The organism is Pseudomonas sp. M47T1 (assembly GCF_000263855.1).
In the GTDB taxonomy this organism is placed as follows: domain Bacteria; phylum Pseudomonadota; class Gammaproteobacteria; order Pseudomonadales; family Pseudomonadaceae; genus Aquipseudomonas.
The window spans coordinates 104,793-119,708 of the sequence record NZ_AJWX01000006.1; the positions used below are offsets into that span (position 1 = coordinate 104,793).

12 protein-coding genes are annotated in these 14,916 nt (G+C 62.6%); 2 read left to right on the forward strand and 10 right to left on the reverse strand.

From position 1 onward, the window contains the following. Positions 1 to 62 precede the first annotated feature (62 nt). From PMM47T1_RS09385 to PMM47T1_RS09430, 10 genes are all read right to left on the reverse strand, one after another. Positions 63 to 677, reverse strand: a complete 615-nt coding sequence (locus tag PMM47T1_RS09385; protein ID WP_008368004.1) for a TetR/AcrR family transcriptional regulator — start codon at positions 675 to 677, stop codon at positions 63 to 65. A gap of 32 nt (positions 678 to 709) precedes the next feature. After that, a complete protein-coding gene (gene phaC, locus PMM47T1_RS09390) occupies positions 710 to 2,392 on the reverse strand; it encodes a class II poly(R)-hydroxyalkanoic acid synthase (protein ID WP_008368006.1) in 1,683 nt (560 codons plus the stop codon). Positions 2,393 to 2,512: 120 nt separating this feature from the next. Next, a complete protein-coding gene (gene phaZ / locus PMM47T1_RS09395; protein WP_008368007.1) occupies positions 2,513 to 3,370 on the reverse strand; it encodes a poly(3-hydroxyalkanoate) depolymerase in 858 nt (285 codons plus the stop codon). Positions 3,371 to 3,447: 77 nt separating this feature from the next. Then, positions 3,448 to 5,127 (reverse strand): class II poly(R)-hydroxyalkanoic acid synthase, encoded by a 1,680-nt coding sequence (gene phaC / locus PMM47T1_RS09400; RefSeq protein ID WP_008368008.1) that lies wholly within the window; start codon positions 5,125 to 5,127, stop codon positions 3,448 to 3,450. Positions 5,128 to 5,374: 247 nt separating this feature from the next. Further along, positions 5,375 to 5,752 (reverse strand): gamma-butyrobetaine hydroxylase-like domain-containing protein, encoded by a 378-nt coding sequence (locus PMM47T1_RS09405; RefSeq protein ID WP_008368010.1) that lies wholly within the window; start codon positions 5,750 to 5,752, stop codon positions 5,375 to 5,377. A 109-nt stretch (positions 5,753 to 5,861) separates the two neighbouring features. Beyond that, the gene (gene hslU / locus PMM47T1_RS09410) at positions 5,862 to 7,199 is read right to left on the reverse strand and encodes an ATP-dependent protease ATPase subunit HslU (protein WP_008368012.1); all 1,338 of its coding nucleotides are present in this window, start codon (positions 7,197 to 7,199) and stop codon (positions 5,862 to 5,864) included. Between the two features lie 77 nt (positions 7,200 to 7,276). Further along, a complete protein-coding gene (gene hslV / locus PMM47T1_RS09415) occupies positions 7,277 to 7,807 on the reverse strand; it encodes an ATP-dependent protease subunit HslV (RefSeq protein ID WP_008368013.1) in 531 nt (176 codons plus the stop codon). A gap of 214 nt (positions 7,808 to 8,021) precedes the next feature. Further along, on the reverse strand, positions 8,022 to 8,711 hold the full coding sequence (locus PMM47T1_RS09420; protein ID WP_008368015.1) for an SPOR domain-containing protein: 690 nt from the start codon (positions 8,709 to 8,711) through the stop codon (positions 8,022 to 8,024). Between the two features lies 1 nt (position 8,712). Next, the gene (gene argS, locus PMM47T1_RS09425; protein WP_008368017.1) at positions 8,713 to 10,449 is read right to left on the reverse strand and encodes an arginine--tRNA ligase; all 1,737 of its coding nucleotides are present in this window, start codon (positions 10,447 to 10,449) and stop codon (positions 8,713 to 8,715) included. Between the two features lie 177 nt (positions 10,450 to 10,626). Further along, positions 10,627 to 12,846, reverse strand: a complete 2,220-nt coding sequence (locus PMM47T1_RS09430; protein ID WP_008368019.1) for a primosomal protein N' — start codon at positions 12,844 to 12,846, stop codon at positions 10,627 to 10,629. A gap of 249 nt (positions 12,847 to 13,095) precedes the next feature. Here PMM47T1_RS09430 and rpmE point away from each other — a divergent pair, with 249 nt between their 5' ends. Beyond that, a complete protein-coding gene (rpmE, locus tag PMM47T1_RS09435) occupies positions 13,096 to 13,314 on the forward strand; it encodes a 50S ribosomal protein L31 (protein ID WP_008368021.1) in 219 nt (72 codons plus the stop codon). Between the two features lie 263 nt (positions 13,315 to 13,577). Then, positions 13,578 to 14,846: a malic enzyme-like NAD(P)-binding protein gene (locus PMM47T1_RS09440; protein ID WP_008368024.1), complete on the forward strand. Its 1,269-nt coding sequence runs from the start codon at positions 13,578 to 13,580 to the stop codon at positions 14,844 to 14,846. The last annotated feature ends 70 nt before the right edge of the window (positions 14,847 to 14,916 follow it).

Here is a 14,916-nt window from a genome sequence, read left to right on the forward strand (position 1 = left end):
GCGGTGTTCTTTTCGCGGGCAAAGCCCGCTCCCGCGCAGGGACATTTTTGGCAAAAGGGTGTTCAGCCCTCCAGGTAGCGCAGGGCGATCTGCTCGGCAGCATGGCGCGGATCTTCATGCAGGTGCGGCGCCACCAGCATCATGATCTGGTACACCACCACGCCCACTTCGCCCTCGCGGCCCAGGATGCGCTGGTAGTCCAGGGAAAACACCAAGGTCAGGGTGATCTGTTCCACCAGTTGCCCCAGCGCCTGGGTGTCACTGGTGATCTGGCCCTGGGCCTTGAGGCTGGCCAGCAGCGCGGCCAGGGTGCGCTTGATAGCGTTAAGCAGGCTGCGCACCCCGCGAGCCAGCTTGGGCAGGCGCCCGGCCAGGTTGGACAGGTCCTGGAACAGGAAGCGGTACTGGGCCATTCGCTCCACGATCAAATGCAGGAACAGCCAGTAGTCCTCGGCCGACAACTGCACGTGCTCGGGGGGGTCCAACAGGGGCGTGAGCTCGTCTTCGAAGCGTTCGAACAGCCCCAGAATCAGCGGCTCCTTGCCGTGGAAGTGGTAATAGAGATTGCCTGGGCTGATGCCCATTTCGTTGGCGATTTCCATGGTCGAGACGTTGGGTTCGCCCTGCTGGTTGAACAGCTGCAGGGCGCATTCCAGGATACGGTCGCGGGTTTTCATCCGTTTTTCTTGTCAGTCCTTGAACAGAGGGGTCAGCGCACTAGCACATAGGTGCCGGGGGCTGCATCCAGGGTCGGATAATGGGCATTGCCCAGGGTGGTCTGTGTCTCGCGCTGGGTGCCGGAACGTGCCTGAATCCAGCCCAGCCACTCTGGCCACCAACTGCCCTCCACGTTCTTGGCGTCGTAGTACCAGGCACGCGGGTCGCTGCTCAAGCGCACGTTTTCCACGTAATTGGCCTTGGGGTTGCCCGGAGGGTTGAGGATGCTTTGCACATGGCCGCTGTTGGACAGGATGAAGCGGCGCTCGCCACCCAGCAGCAGGGTGGAGCGGTACACCGCATCCCACGGGGTGATGTGATCGTTGATGCCGGCCACGCTGAAGCTGTCGACCGTGACCTTGGACAGGTCGATGGCAGTACCGCATACCTCCAGCCCGCCCGGGTGGGCCAGCGGGTTGTGCTTGAAGAAGTCCAGCAGGTCGCCATGCAGGGCGGCCGGCAGGCGCGTGTTGTCGTTGTTCCAGTAAAGGATGTCAAAGGGCGGGGGTGCCTTGCCCAACAGGTAGTTATTGACGAAGTAGTTCCAGATCAGGTCGTTGGGGCGCATCCAGGCAAATACCCGGGCCATGTCGCGGCCATCCAGCACGCCGTGCTGGTAAGAACGACGCTTGGCAGCCTCCAGGGTCTGCTCGTCCACGAACAACGTGGCCGGGCTGTCGATCTGGCTGTCCAGCAGGCTCACCAGGTAGGTGGCGCTGGACACCCGGCGCATCTGCCGCTTGGCCTGCAACACGCCTTGCAGGGCGGCCATGGTCAGGCCGCCGGCACAGGCACCCATCAGGTTCACATCACGCGCACCGGTGATGGACCGGCACACGTTCAGCGCCTCTTCCAGCGCTTCCACATAGGTGGACAGGCCCCACTCGCGATGCCGCGCATCCGGGTTGCGCCAGCTGACGGTGAACACCTGCAGGCCGTTTTTCAAGGCGTACTGGACAAAGCTGTTGGTGGGACTGAGGTCGAAGATGTAGTACTTGTTGATTTGCGGTGGCACGATCAGCAGCGGCTTGGCGTACTGCTTCTCGCTCATGGGCCGGTACTGGATCAGCTCCAGCAGTTCGTTGCGAAACACCACTGCACCGGGCGTGGCGGCCACGGTCTTGCCCACTTCGAACGCCTCGCGGGTAACCTGGCGAGGCAGGCCGTCGTTGTGGCGCAGGTCATCCAGCAAGTGGCCGATGCCCTTGACCAGGCTGAGGCCGCCGGAGTTGAACAGCTCCTTGATGGCCAACGGGTTGAGCAGTGAGTTGGTGGGGGACAGGGCGTCGTTGAGCAGGGCAAAGACGAAGTGCGCGCGGGCACGTTCATCGTCGGGCAGGCCGCTGTCATCGATCCAGGTCTTCACTTCTTTCTGCCAGCTCAGGTAGGCCTGCAAGCCGCGCCGGTAGAAGGGGTTGAGGCTCCAGGCGGGGTCGCTGAAGCGGCTGTCCCGGGGGTTGGGCTGGTACAGGGTGTCGCCCATCAGCACCCGGCCCAGTTGGCCGCCCAGGGCGATAGCATGTTTGGCGGTATGCAAGGGGTGCAACAGGCTGTGGCGCCCCACGGTGCGCAGGGTGGACACCAGGTCGCGCCCTCGCAGCCCGGAAATCGCGCTCTGGGCGTTCATGAAGGTGGCGGCAACAGATGTCTGCGCCTTGGCTGGTTTGTCTTTCATGCGGCAACACTCCTTCGTCGAGCCATCAACCAACACTGCGGTGCAAACCTGGCGTATGCCAGGTTCGCGCACGTCGCGATTGGTGGCAGTCCGGCCCCCGCACGCGACACCTGCGGCCCGTCAGGGGCCGCCGAACGGCGCCGGTTGCGGGTGCATCACCGCACGTTGGCGCTCTTCCTGGAGAAACTTCATGATGATGGGGGCGACGGCCTCGGCCCGGGTGATCAGGAACAAGTGGCCGTCGTCGATTATGTGTAGTTGGGCATTGGGAATGCGCCAGGCCAGCAGGCGCATGTTGATCAGCGGAATCAGCGGGTCGTCGTCACCGGCCAGCACCAGCGTGGGCTGGTGAATCTTGTGCAGCCAGTGAATGCTGGTCCAGCCAAGCCCGGCGAACAGCTGCCAGTAGTAACCCAACTTGCCCGAAGAGCGCACCTTGCTGGCGTGGTTCATGGCCAGGTCCGGGTCGCGGCGGAACGCGCCGCCATAGATTTCCGGGGCAATGCGCACCACGTGCGAGGGCTGGATGTAGCGCCTGGGGCTGGCCATCATCAACAGTACTTTGGGCTTGCCCGGCACCATGACCGCGCCTGCCGCCGTAGCGGCCAGTACCAGCTTCTTGCAGCGTTCGGGGTAGTCGTAGGCAAACTGCTGGGCCAGCGCGCCTCCCCAGGACACGCCAATGGCGTTGACCTGGCCGTAGTCCAGATAGTCGAGCATGCGCGCGGTCAGGCGCGCCAGGCCCGGAAACCGGTACGGGTAGCTGGGTGTAGAGGAGCCGCCCACCCCGGGCACGTCAAAGGCAATGACTTCCAGGTCCGGGTCCAGCGCCTCAACGAAAGGAAATACCAGCTCCAGGTTGGCGCCAATGCCATTGAAGACCAGCAGCGGCGTCAAGTGTGGCTTGCCTGGCCTGACCGCCGTGCGAATAGCCTGGCCATCCAGGTCGACGGTCCGGAAGATGTACTGTTGCTGCATGCATCAAGCCCTATAAGGTTGTGCCACCGCAGTGCGGCCTGCGGTGGGTCTCTCGGACGGGCCCTGCGCCGTTGAACCTAGCGCTCGTGCACGTAAGTCCCGGGTGAAGCCTCCCCGGCCGGGTATGCCTTGTTGCCCAGCTTGAGTGGCGCCTTTGTCAGTTCCCCTGAACGCTCGGTCAGCCACGCTGCCCAGTACAACCACCAGGAATCTGTGTGCTTGGTTGAATCATCCTGCCATTGGGCAGGGGTGGACGTCAGTTGGCTGTTGGTCATGAACCGCGCCTTGGGGTTGCCCGGCGGGTTGAGAATGCTCTGGATATGACCACTGCTCGACAGCACAAACTCCACCTTGCCACCAAACAACTGTGCAGACTTGTAGCACGAAGTCCACGGCGTGATGTGGTCGTTGGTGCCGGCCAGGCAGAAGATATCGCTGTCCACCTGCTTGAGGTCGATGGCCGTGCCGCAGACTTCCAGGGCGTTGGCCCGGATCAGCGGGTTGTTCTTGAACATTTCGATCAGGTCGCCATGGAAGGCGGCAGGCAGGCGCGTGGTGTCGTTGTTCCAGAACAGGATGTCGAACACCGGCGGCTCGTTGCCCATCAGGTAGTTGTTGACCCAGTAATTCCAGATCAGGTCGTTGGGGCGCATCCAGGCGAAGATCTTCGCCATGTCCTTGCCTTCCAGCACGCCGGATTGGTAGGAGTGGCGCTTGGCCGCTTCCAGGGTCTGCTCGTCGACAAACAGTGCCACCTGGGTGTCCAGGGTGGTGTCCAGTACGCTCACCAGCAGGGTCAGGGCGTTGACCTTGCGTTCGCCCAGCGCCGCGTAGTGGCCCAGCAGCGCGGTGCAGGTGATGCCGCCCGAGCAGGCGCCGAGCATGTTGACGTCCTTGCTGCCGGTGACGGCGATGACCACGTCGACGGCTTCCTTGAGCGCGTCGATGTAGGTTGACAGGCCCCACTCGCGCTGGGCCTTGGTGGGGTTGCGCCAGCTGATGATGAAGGTCTGCACGTTACTGCGCAGGCAGAAGCGCGCCAGGCTCTTCTCCGGGCTGAGGTCGAACACGTAGAACTTGTTGATCTGTGGCGGCACTACCAGCAGGGGTTTTTCCAGCGTCTGCTCGGTGATGGGGCGGTACTGGATCAGCTCCAGCACGTCGTTGCGGTAGATGACCGCGCCCTCGGTGGTGCCCAGGTTCTTGCCCACTTCGAAGGCGTCCATGTTCACCTGGCTGGGCATGCCGCCGTTGTTCACCAAGTCCTTGGCCAGGTGCGACAGGCCGTCGAGCAGGCTTTTGCCGCCCGTTTCGAAGAAGCGTTTGACCGCCGCCGGGTTGGCCATGCTGTTGGTGGGGGCCATGGCTTCGGTCATCAGGTTGATGACGAAATGGGCGCGGGCAGTGTCCTGGTCGGTCAGGTTGCTATCGTCGGCCCAGTGGTGGAGTTCCTTGCGCCACGCAAGGTAGGTCTGCAAATAGCGGCGGTACAGCGGGTTCTGGCTCCAGGCCGGGTCGGCGAAACGGCGGTCATCGCTTTCCGGGGTAAGGCTGGATTTGCCGAACAGCACATTCTTCAGCTCAAGGCCGAACTGGGCCACGTGCTTGGCACTGTGCAGGGGTTGCCTGAGCGCCTGGCGCAGGATCATGCGGGCTGAGCTGAGCAGATCCTTTCCGCGCAAGCCGATGACAGGGTTCAGCCCCAGGGTGTTTTCCGAGGCCTGGTACTTCAGTTCATCGTTGTTCTTGTTACTCATCTACGACGCTCCGTTGTCCTGAGACGAGTACTGCCCTTGACTGCGCCGACAGCGCAGCCGCGAGCCAGTACTACTGCCCGGGTGACCAGTGATAGCGAACAGTTGATTGCAAACGATGCAGGGAACTTGCCACTTCCATTGGTTACCCGGTTTTGTACGAAATCGCAAGCGGCCGATTCAGGAACGCTGCCAGGGCATTCAAGCAAATAGAATTAGAAAATGCTCTCTAGAAAATCCGAGGCCCGCGCTAGAGCATCAGTTTGACCACCGACAATGCGGGGTCGCGGGTTTTTCCGGCTTTTTGCAGTTCGTCGAGATAGTCCGCCCAGAGTTGCTCCTGGCGAATCGACAACTGGTAGAGGTAGTCCCAAGTGAACAGGCCGCTGTCATGGCCGTCGTCGAAGGTCAATTTTAGTGCGTATTGGCCGGCAGGCTCAATTTTGGACAGGCTTACACCCAGTTTGCCGAATTGCAGAATTGGCTTGCCGTGGCCCTGTACTTCGGCTGAAGGGGAGTGCACACGCAGGAATTCGGCGGGGAGGTTGTAGACCTCGTCTGGCCCGTAGGTAAGGGTCAGGGTTTTCGAGGCTTTGTGCAGGTTGATGGCGGTGGGGAGTTTGGTCATGGGGGGGTAGGCCTGTCAGCTTGGCGCCGGCTATGCGCGGGCGGTCTCCCTGTTGCTGATGTGGGAGCGGGCTCTGCCCGCTCCCGCAAAAGCGGCTGGGAACGATGCCTTACAGGATATACCGGGACAGGTCTTCGTTCTGCGCCAATTCGCCCAGGTGGCTGTTGACGTACTCGGCGTCGATGCGGATAGGCGCTTCGCTGTGGGCTGCGGCCAGGTCGCCGGCGCTGAACGACACTTCTTCAAGCAGGCGTTCAAGCAGGGTGTGCAGGCGACGGGCGCCGATGTTCTCGGTTTTCTCGTTCACCTGCCAGGCTATTTCGGCGAGGCGCTTGATGCCCTCGGGCGCGAACTCGATGTTCAGGCCTTCGGTTTTCAGCAGTTCGCGGTACTGTTCAGTCAGCGAGGCGTGCGGCTCTTGCAGGATGCGCTCGAAGTCTTCGGGGCTCAGCGCCTTGAGTTCCACGCGGATCGGCAGGCGGCCTTGCAGCTCGGGCACCAGGTCGCTTGGCTTGCTCAGGTGGAACGCACCCGAGGCGATGAACAGGATGTGGTCGGTCTTGACCATGCCCAGCTTGGTGTTCACGGTGCAGCCTTCGATCAGCGGCAGCAGGTCGCGCTGCACGCCTTCCCGGGACACATCGGCGCCGCCGACGTTGCCGCGCTTGGCCACCTTGTCGATTTCGTCGATGAACACGATGCCGTGCTGTTCAACGGCTTCCAGGGCCTTGGCCTTGAGCTCTTCCTCGTTGACCAGGCGGCCGGCTTCCTCTTCGCGCACCAGTTTCAGTGCTTCCTTGACCTTGAGCTTGCGGCTTTTCTTCTTGCCCTTGCCCATGTTGGCGAACAGGTTCTGCAACTGGCTGGTCATCTCTTCCATGCCTGGCGGCGCGGAAATGTCGACGCCGACCGACTCGGCCACCTCGATCTCGATTTCCTTGTCATCCAGCTGGCCTTCGCGCAGGCGCTTGCGGAACAGCTGGCGCGTGTTGGAATCGGTGCTGTGGTTCTGGTCTTCGTTGAAGCCCATGCGCGCAGGTGGCAGCAGGGCGTCGAGGATGCGCTCTTCGGCGGCGTCTTCGGCGCGGTGCTGAACGCGTACGATTTCCTGCTCGCGCAGCAGCTTGAGGGCGGCATCGGCCAGGTCGCGGATGATCGATTCGACGTCACGGCCCACATAGCCCACCTCAGTGAACTTGGTGGCCTCGACCTTGATGAACGGCGCGTTGGCCAGCTTGGCCAGGCGGCGGGCGATTTCGGTCTTGCCGACGCCGGTAGGGCCGATCATCAGGATGTTCTTGGGGGTCACTTCAACACGCAGCTCGGCAGGCAGCTGCATCCGGCGCCAGCGGTTGCGCAGGGCGATGGCGACGGCGCGCTTGGCATCGTCCTGGCCGATGATGTGGCGGTTGAGTTCGTGGACGATCTCGCGGGGGGTCATGGACATGATATGTGGCGGTCCTCTAGCGGTGGTTCCAAGCGTGGAAAAGCCCGACAGCGATAGCCAGGCGCCAAAACAGCCTGTTACTCCGCGAGGTCCTGCTCCTCGATGGTCAGGTTGTGGTTGGTGAACACGCAGATGTCGCCAGCGATGCCCAGGGCGGTCTCGGCGATTTCGCGGGCCGACAGGTCGGTTTTCATCAGCAGGGCGCGGGCCGCGGCTTGCGCAAAGGCGCCACCGGAACCCATGGCAATCAGGCCGTCTTCGGGTTCCACCACGTCACCGTTGCCGGTGATGATCAAGGACGCGTCCTTGTTGGCCACGGCCAACATGGCTTCCAGGCGGCTGAGGGAGCGGTCGGTACGCCATTCTTTGGCCAGCTCGACGGCGGCGCGTACCAGATGGCCCTGGTGTTTCTCCAGTTGGCCTTCAAAACGCTCGAACAGCGTGAAGGCGTCGGCGGTGGCACCGGCGAAGCCGGCGATGACCTGGCCGTGGTACAGGCGACGCACTTTCTTGGCGTTGCCTTTCATCACGGTATTACCGAGGGAAACCTGGCCGTCGCCGCCCATGACGACTTTGCCGTGGCGGCGTACTGAAACGATGGTGGTCAAGGGGAGAGTCTCCACGCAGCGGGGCGAAAATGCCCTGATGGAAACTCATATGGGGGTGGGTGCAGGTATTTCAACCTTGGGGGATGAGCGGCATGTGTGGCAGGAGGGTATGTGGGAGCGGGCTCTGCCCGCGAAGGCCGCACCGCGAAGCGTCGGAGACTGCCCGGTGTCCTCTTCGCGGGCAGAGCCCGCTCCCACAGATATCAGTCGAGGATTATTGGCGGGTTTGGCGTTGCTGTAACAACAAGTTGCTGAAACCGCTGCCTGCCAGTTGTTTCTGCGCCACGGTCAGTTGTTCACGGTTGCTGAACGGACCTACCAGTACCCGGTACCAGGTATCGTCTTTCACCGTGCCCGACTCGACCGACACTGCTTGGCCCAGCAGGATGATCTGCGCACGCACGCGGTCGGCATCCGACTGCTTGCGGAACGAGCCGGCCTGCAGGAAGAACTGCGTGGTCGCCGCTGGCTTGATCACCGCAGGTGCCGGTGGCGGGGTCTGGCCCGACAAGGCAGCCTGGGCGCGCGCGGTATCGATCTTCGCCGCTTCAGCCGGGGTTACCGGCGGTTGCGCCGGCACCGGCGGGGTTTTCTCCGGCACGGCTTCAGGCGGCACGATCACTTCCGACTCGGGCAGCAGGGTATAGAAGTCATACTTGGGCTTGACCGGGGCCTGTGGGCTTGGCGGCGTCTTGTTGGCCTCGGCGATCTTGTCAGCCTTGGCCTGTTCGGGTTTAACCCGCTTGACGTCGTCGTGACCCGGCTCCAGCTTCATCAGGAAAACGATGAACGCGCCGACCGTCAGGCCGACGGCCATCCATACCCAACCCGGGATCGGCTTTTTCGCTGGAGCGGAGTTTCGGCTGGCGCCACGCTTGGGAGCAGGTTTTTTCTTGGCAACCAACTTACATTCGCTCCAGAGTTTCCAGGCCCAGCAATTCCAGGCCTTGCTTGAGGGTGCGACCGGTCAGGGCAGCCAGGCGCAAACGGCTTTGCTGCTGCTCGGGCGTTTCGGCGCCGAGAATCGGGCAGTTTTCGTAGAAGCTGGAGAACAGCCCCGCCACATCGTACAGGTAGGTGCAGAGTACGTGCGGGGTGCCTTTCTCGGCCACGTTATTGAGGATTTCGCCGAACTGCGCCAGTTTGGCGGCCAGTTCGTGTTCCTGCGCAGCGTCCAGCACGATCTGGCCCTCGACATCGGCAAAGCTCTTGCCCAGCTTGCGGAACACGCCGGCCACGCGGGTGTAGGCGTACAGCAGGTAGGGCGCAGTGTTGCCTTCGAAGTTGAGCATCAGCTCGAAGTTGAAGCTGTAGTCGCTGGTGCGGTGCTTGGACAGGTCGGCGTATTTCACCGAGTCGATGCCCACCACCTTGGCGATGGCGCGCAGTTCTTGCTCGGCCAGATCCGGGTTCTTTTCCTTGACCAGCGCGTAGGCGCGCTCCTGCGCTTCGGTCAGCAGGTCGATCAGCTTCACGGTGCCGCCGTCACGGGTCTTGAACGGACGGCCATCGGCGCCGTTCATGGTACCGAAACCCATGTGCTCCATGTCCATCGGGTGGCCGACGAAACCAGCCTTGCGGGCCACGGCGAACACTTGCTGGAAGTGCAGGGCCTGGCGCTGGTCGACGAAGTACAGGGCACGGTCGGCCTGCAGCGTGTTGCTGCGGTAGCGCACAGCGGCAAGGTCAGTGGTGGCGTACAGGTAGCCGCCGTCGGCCTTGACGATGATCACCGGCAGCGGCTCGCCTTCGGCGTTCTTGAACTCGTCGAGGAACACGCACTGGGCGCCATTGCTCTCAACCAGCAGGCCGGCGGCCTTGAGGTCGTTGACCACGTTGATCAGGTCGTCGTTGTAGGCGCTTTCGCCCATCACGTCGGCCATGGTCAACTTGACGTTCAGCAGTTCGTAGATCTTTTGGCAGTGCGACAGCGAGATGTCCTTGAACTTGGTCCACAGCGCCAGGCAGTCGGAGTCGCCAGCCTGCAGCTTGACCACCAGGCCGCGGGCGCGGTCGGCGAACTCCGGCGACTCGTCGAAACGTTGCTTGGCGGCGCGGTAGAAGTTTTCCAGGTCTGACAGTTCGTCGCTGGCGATGGGGTTTTCCTGCAGGTAGGCCATCAGCATGCCGAACTGCGTGCCCCAGTCGCCCACGTGGTTTTGGCGAATAACCGTGTCACCGAGGAATTCCAGCACGCGCGCCACGCCGTCACCGATGATGGTGGAGCGCAGGTGGCCAACGTGCATTTCCTTGGCAAGGTTGGGGGCCGAGAGGTCCACCACCACGCGCTGGGTGCTGCCGGCCTTGGTCACGCCCAGGTTGGCGTCGGCCAGGGCTGCGTCCAGGCGACCGGCCAGGGCCTGGGTGTTCTGGAAGAAATTGAGGAAGCCGGGGCCGGCGATCTCGACCTTGCTGATCTGCTCGTCGGCAGGCAGGGCGGCAATCAGCTTTTCGGCCAGGTCACGCGGCTTCATGCCGGCCGGCTTGGCCAGCATCATGGCGATGTTGCTGGCGAAGTCGCCGTTTTTCTTGTCGCGCGCGTTTTCCACCTGGATCGCTGGCGTCAGCCCTTCAGGCAACACACCTTCCGTGACGAGTTGGGTGAGGGCTTGTTGAATCAGCTGGCGAATGGTGTCTTTCATGGTCTTCTCGTTCGTCCGCGTGGGCGGGCGGCGCTTGGAAGCGCGGGTGGAAAAACTGGATATTATCCGGTGCGGGTGGGGCGTTGCCAACCTTTGCTGGTAATGCGGTGAATTCTTCGCGGGCACGGCCCGCTCCTACCGGGTGGCGCAGGCCTGCTGGAGCGGGCCGTGCTCGCGCTAGTAGAGGTCCACCGGGTCCACGTCCAGCGACCAGCGCACCTGGCGGCCGCTGGGCATTTGCTCCAGTTGCAGCATCCAGCTGCTGAGCAGCCGGTGCAGCGGCGCGCGGCTGGTGGCCTGCAACAAAAGTTGGGCCCGGTAACGGCCGGCGCGTCGCTCCATGGGCGCCGGTACCGGGCCGAGCAGTTCGATGCCTGAAAGCTGCAATTGTTCCAGCAGGCGCTCGGCTTCGCTGCACGCTTCGTCGAGAAACCCTTCGGCCTGCCCGGGCTTGTGCGCTTCGGCGCGCAACAGCGCCAGGTGCGCGAAGGGCGGCAGGCCGGCGGCGCGGCGCTCGCTGAGGGCCTGCTCGGCAAAGGCGAAATAGCCCTGCTCGGTGAGCTGTACCAGCAGCGGGTGGTCGGCCAGGTGCGTTTGAATAATGACCCGGCCTGGCTCCTCGGCGCGCCCGGCGCGGCCGGCAACCTGCACGATCAACTGCGCCATGCGCTCGCTGGCCCGGAAGTCGCCGGAAAACAGGCCGCCGTCGGCATCAAGGATGGACACCAGGGTCACGCGGGGGAAGTGATGGCCCTTGGCAAGCATCTGCGTGCCCACCAGGATGCACGGCTGCCCTTTCTGGATGGTGGCAAACAGCTGATTCATCGCGTCCTTGCGCGAAGTGCTGTCGCGGTCCACGCGCAATACTGGGTAGTCGGGGAACAGAATGCTCAAGCGCTCTTCCGCCCGCTCGGTGCCCGCGCCCACCGGGCGCAGGTCCACGGTGCCGCATTTGGGGCACTGGCGTGGCACGCGCTCGACGTGGCCGCAATGATGGCAGCGCAACTCGCCGGAGCGCTGATGCACCGTGGTGCGGGCGTCGCAGCGTGGGCATTCGGACAGCCAGCCGCAGTCATGGCATAGCAGCGTTGGCGCGAACCCGCGGCGGTTCAGGAACACCAGCACCTGTTGGCCATTGGCCAGGGTCTGGCCGATGGCCTGTTGCATCGGGCCGCTGATGCCGCTGTCCAGTGGCCGGCTCTTGACGTCCAGGCGCAGGAACTTGGGTGGTTTGGCGCCGCCGGCGCGGTGCTCCATTTTCAGCAGGCCGTAACGGCCGATATAAGCGTTGTGCAGGCTTTCCAGCGAAGGCGTGGCCGACCCCAGCAGGATGGGAATGTTTTCCTGGCGCGCCCGCACCAGCGCCAAATCGCGGGCGTGATAGCGCAGGCCTTCCTGCTGTTTATAGGAGCCGTCATGCTCTTCATCGATGATGATCAGCCCGGGGTTCTTCATCGGCGTGAACAGCGCCGAGCGCGTGCCTATGATGATGTCGGCCTCGCCATCACGGGCGGCCAGCCAGGCATCCAGGCGCTCGCGGTCATTGACCGCCGAGTGCAGCAGTGCGATGCGCGCGTTGAAGCGTTGCTCGAAGCGCGCCAGAGTCTGGGGGCCCAGGTTGATCTCGGGGATCAGTACCAGCGCCTGCTTGCCGGCTTCCAGGGTTTCGCGGATCAGTTGCAGATAGACTTCGGTCTTGCCGCTGCCCGTGACGCCGGCCAGCAGGAAGGCATGAAAATTGTCGAAACCGGCGCGCACGGCCTCGAAGGCGGCGCGCTGTTCGGTGTTCAGAGGCAGTTCCGGCTGGGCCAGCCAATGTTCGTGGCGCCCGCCCGGCGCATGCCTGCGCACTTCCACCTGCACCAGGGCCTTTTCCAGCAGCAGGTCGAGGCTGGTCTTGTTCAGCCCCAGCTTGCTCAGCAGTTGATGCGCCACGCCGTGCGGGTGCTGGGCCAGGGTGGCGAGGGCCTCGCGCTGTTTGGGCGCATTCTTGATGCGCGGGTCATCCTGACGGGCATTGGGTGCGGCCAGCCAGAAGCGCTCCTGGCGGGCCTCGGCCGGTTCGCCCTGGCGCAACAACACCGGTAGCGCCCAGTTGAGGGTGTCGCCAAGGCTGTGCTGATAATATTGCGCGGTCCACAGGCACAGCTTGAACAGCGCTGGGGGCAGCGGGCTGACCGGGTCCAGCAGGGCGACGGCTGGCTTGAGCTTGTCGGCCGGCACTTCGCTTTGCTCGGCCACTTCCACCAGAATGCCAATCATCTCCCGGCGGCCAAACGGCACGCGCAGGCGCATGCCTGGGCTGAAGGCGCTGGCCGGCATGCCTGCCGGGGCCCGGTAGTCGAACAGGCGTCGCAGCGGCGAGGGCAGGGCGAGGCGCAGGATGACGTCGGGCACGCGTGCTTCTCTGGGTAAGGAGTCTATGGGGGCTGGCTTGCCAGCAAGTTTTTGAGGCCGTTGAAAAGCTCGCTGGCAAGCCAGCTCCCACAGGTCTCATCAATCAATGAAGGGGCGCAGCCTAGCAGACGACAGCCGGTGCGAGCGATAACTTGCGTGTTTGACAGCGTCTGGTAACATACGCGGCCTAATTACGTGCGGTATTCAACAATGGTGTTGGATGGCGGCACGCAGCCTGAGGAAGTAGCCATGAAACCAGAAATTCATCCAGCATACGAAGCCGTTGACGCCACCTGCAGCTGCGGCAACGTCATCAAGACCCGTTCGACTCTGTGCAAGCCACTGAGCCTGGACGTTTGCTCCGAGTGCCACCCGTTCTACACCGGTAAGCAGAAAACTCTGGACACCGGCGGCCGTGTTGACCGCTTCCAGAAGCGTTTCGGCGGTTTCGGCGCTAAAAAGGCCTGATCGAACGATCGAGCTGGTAAAGAAAGGCGTCCTTCGGGGCGCCTTTTTTTTCCTGAAATTCAAGATGGTTCACAATAATATGGTTTAATTGTGCACATTAAATAAATTTATTGTGAGCAGTTACAGGCCCCGGATTCCGTGGCCCTGCGGCCAAAGTCCAATAGGCAGGCGCTTGGGGCAAGTGACCAGCCAGTCTTGTCGCCTGTTTGCAGGGCGAGTATCCTCGGCGCTTCAAAAAGTCCTAGCACAAGCGGAACGCCAAAATGTCAGATTTGAAAACTGCCGCTCTCGAGTACCATGCCCAGCCGCGTCCTGGGAAACTGAGTGTCGAGCTCACCAAACCTACCGCTACTGCCCGTGACTTGTCCCTGGCCTACAGCCCGGGTGTTGCCGAGCCGGTTCGTGAAATTGGTCGCGACCCCGAGCTGGCTTACAAGTACACCGGCAAGGGCAACTTGGTAGCAGTCATTTCCGATGGTACTGCCATCCTCGGTCTGGGTAATCTGGGCCCACTGGCTTCCAAGCCGGTGATGGAAGGCAAGGGCGTTCTGTTCAAGCGTTTCGCTGGCATTGACGTATTCGACATCGAAGTCGACTCCGAAAGCCCTCAGGCTTTCATCGACACCGTCAAGCGTATCTCCATCACCTTCGGTGGTATCAACCTGGAAGACATCAAGGCGCCAGAGTGCTTTGAAATCGAGCGCGCGCTGATCGAACAGTGCGACATCCCGGTGTTCCACGATGACCAGCACGGTACCGCCATCGTTACCGCAGCCGGCATGATCAACGCCCTGGAAATCGCCGGCAAGACCCTGGAAGACGCCAAGATCGTTTGCCTGGGTGCTGGTGCCGCCGCCATCTCCTGCATGAAACTGCTGGTGAGCATGGGCGCCAAGATCGAGAACATTTACATGATCGACCGTACCGGCGTGATCCACGCTGGCCGCGACGACCTGAACCAGTACAAGGCCGTGTTCGCCCACGCCACCGACAAGCGCACCCTGGACGACGCCGTTGAAGGCGCTGACGTATTCGTCGGCCTGTCCGGCCCGAACCTGCTGAGCGCCGAACAACTGAAGCGCATGGCGCCGAACCCGATCGTGTTCGCCTGCTCCAACCCGGACCCGGAAATTTCGCCAGAGTTGGCTCACGCCACTCGCAACGACGTGATCATGGCCACCGGCCGTTCCGACTACCCGAACCAGGTCAACAACGTACTGGGCTTCCCGTTCATCTTCCGTGGTGCCCTGGACGTTCGCGCCAAGCGCATCAACGAAGAAATGAAGATCGCCGCCGCCAACGCCCTGCGCGAACTGGCCAAGCTGCCGGTTCCTCAGGAAGTATGCGACGCCTACGGCGGCATCTCGCTGGAATTCGGCCGTGAGTACATCATTCCGAAGCCAATGGACCCACGTCTGATCACCCTGATCTCCGACGCCGTCGCCAAGGCCGCCATCGAGACGGGTGTTGCTACCCTGCCGTATCCGAAGAACTACCCGCTCAAGAGCGTGGATGACGTGTTCAACGGCTAAGTAGCCGCTCGCAATAAAAAAGCCCGACTCTAGGAGTCGGGCTTTTTTGTGGTTGCCGATTGTATCTGGC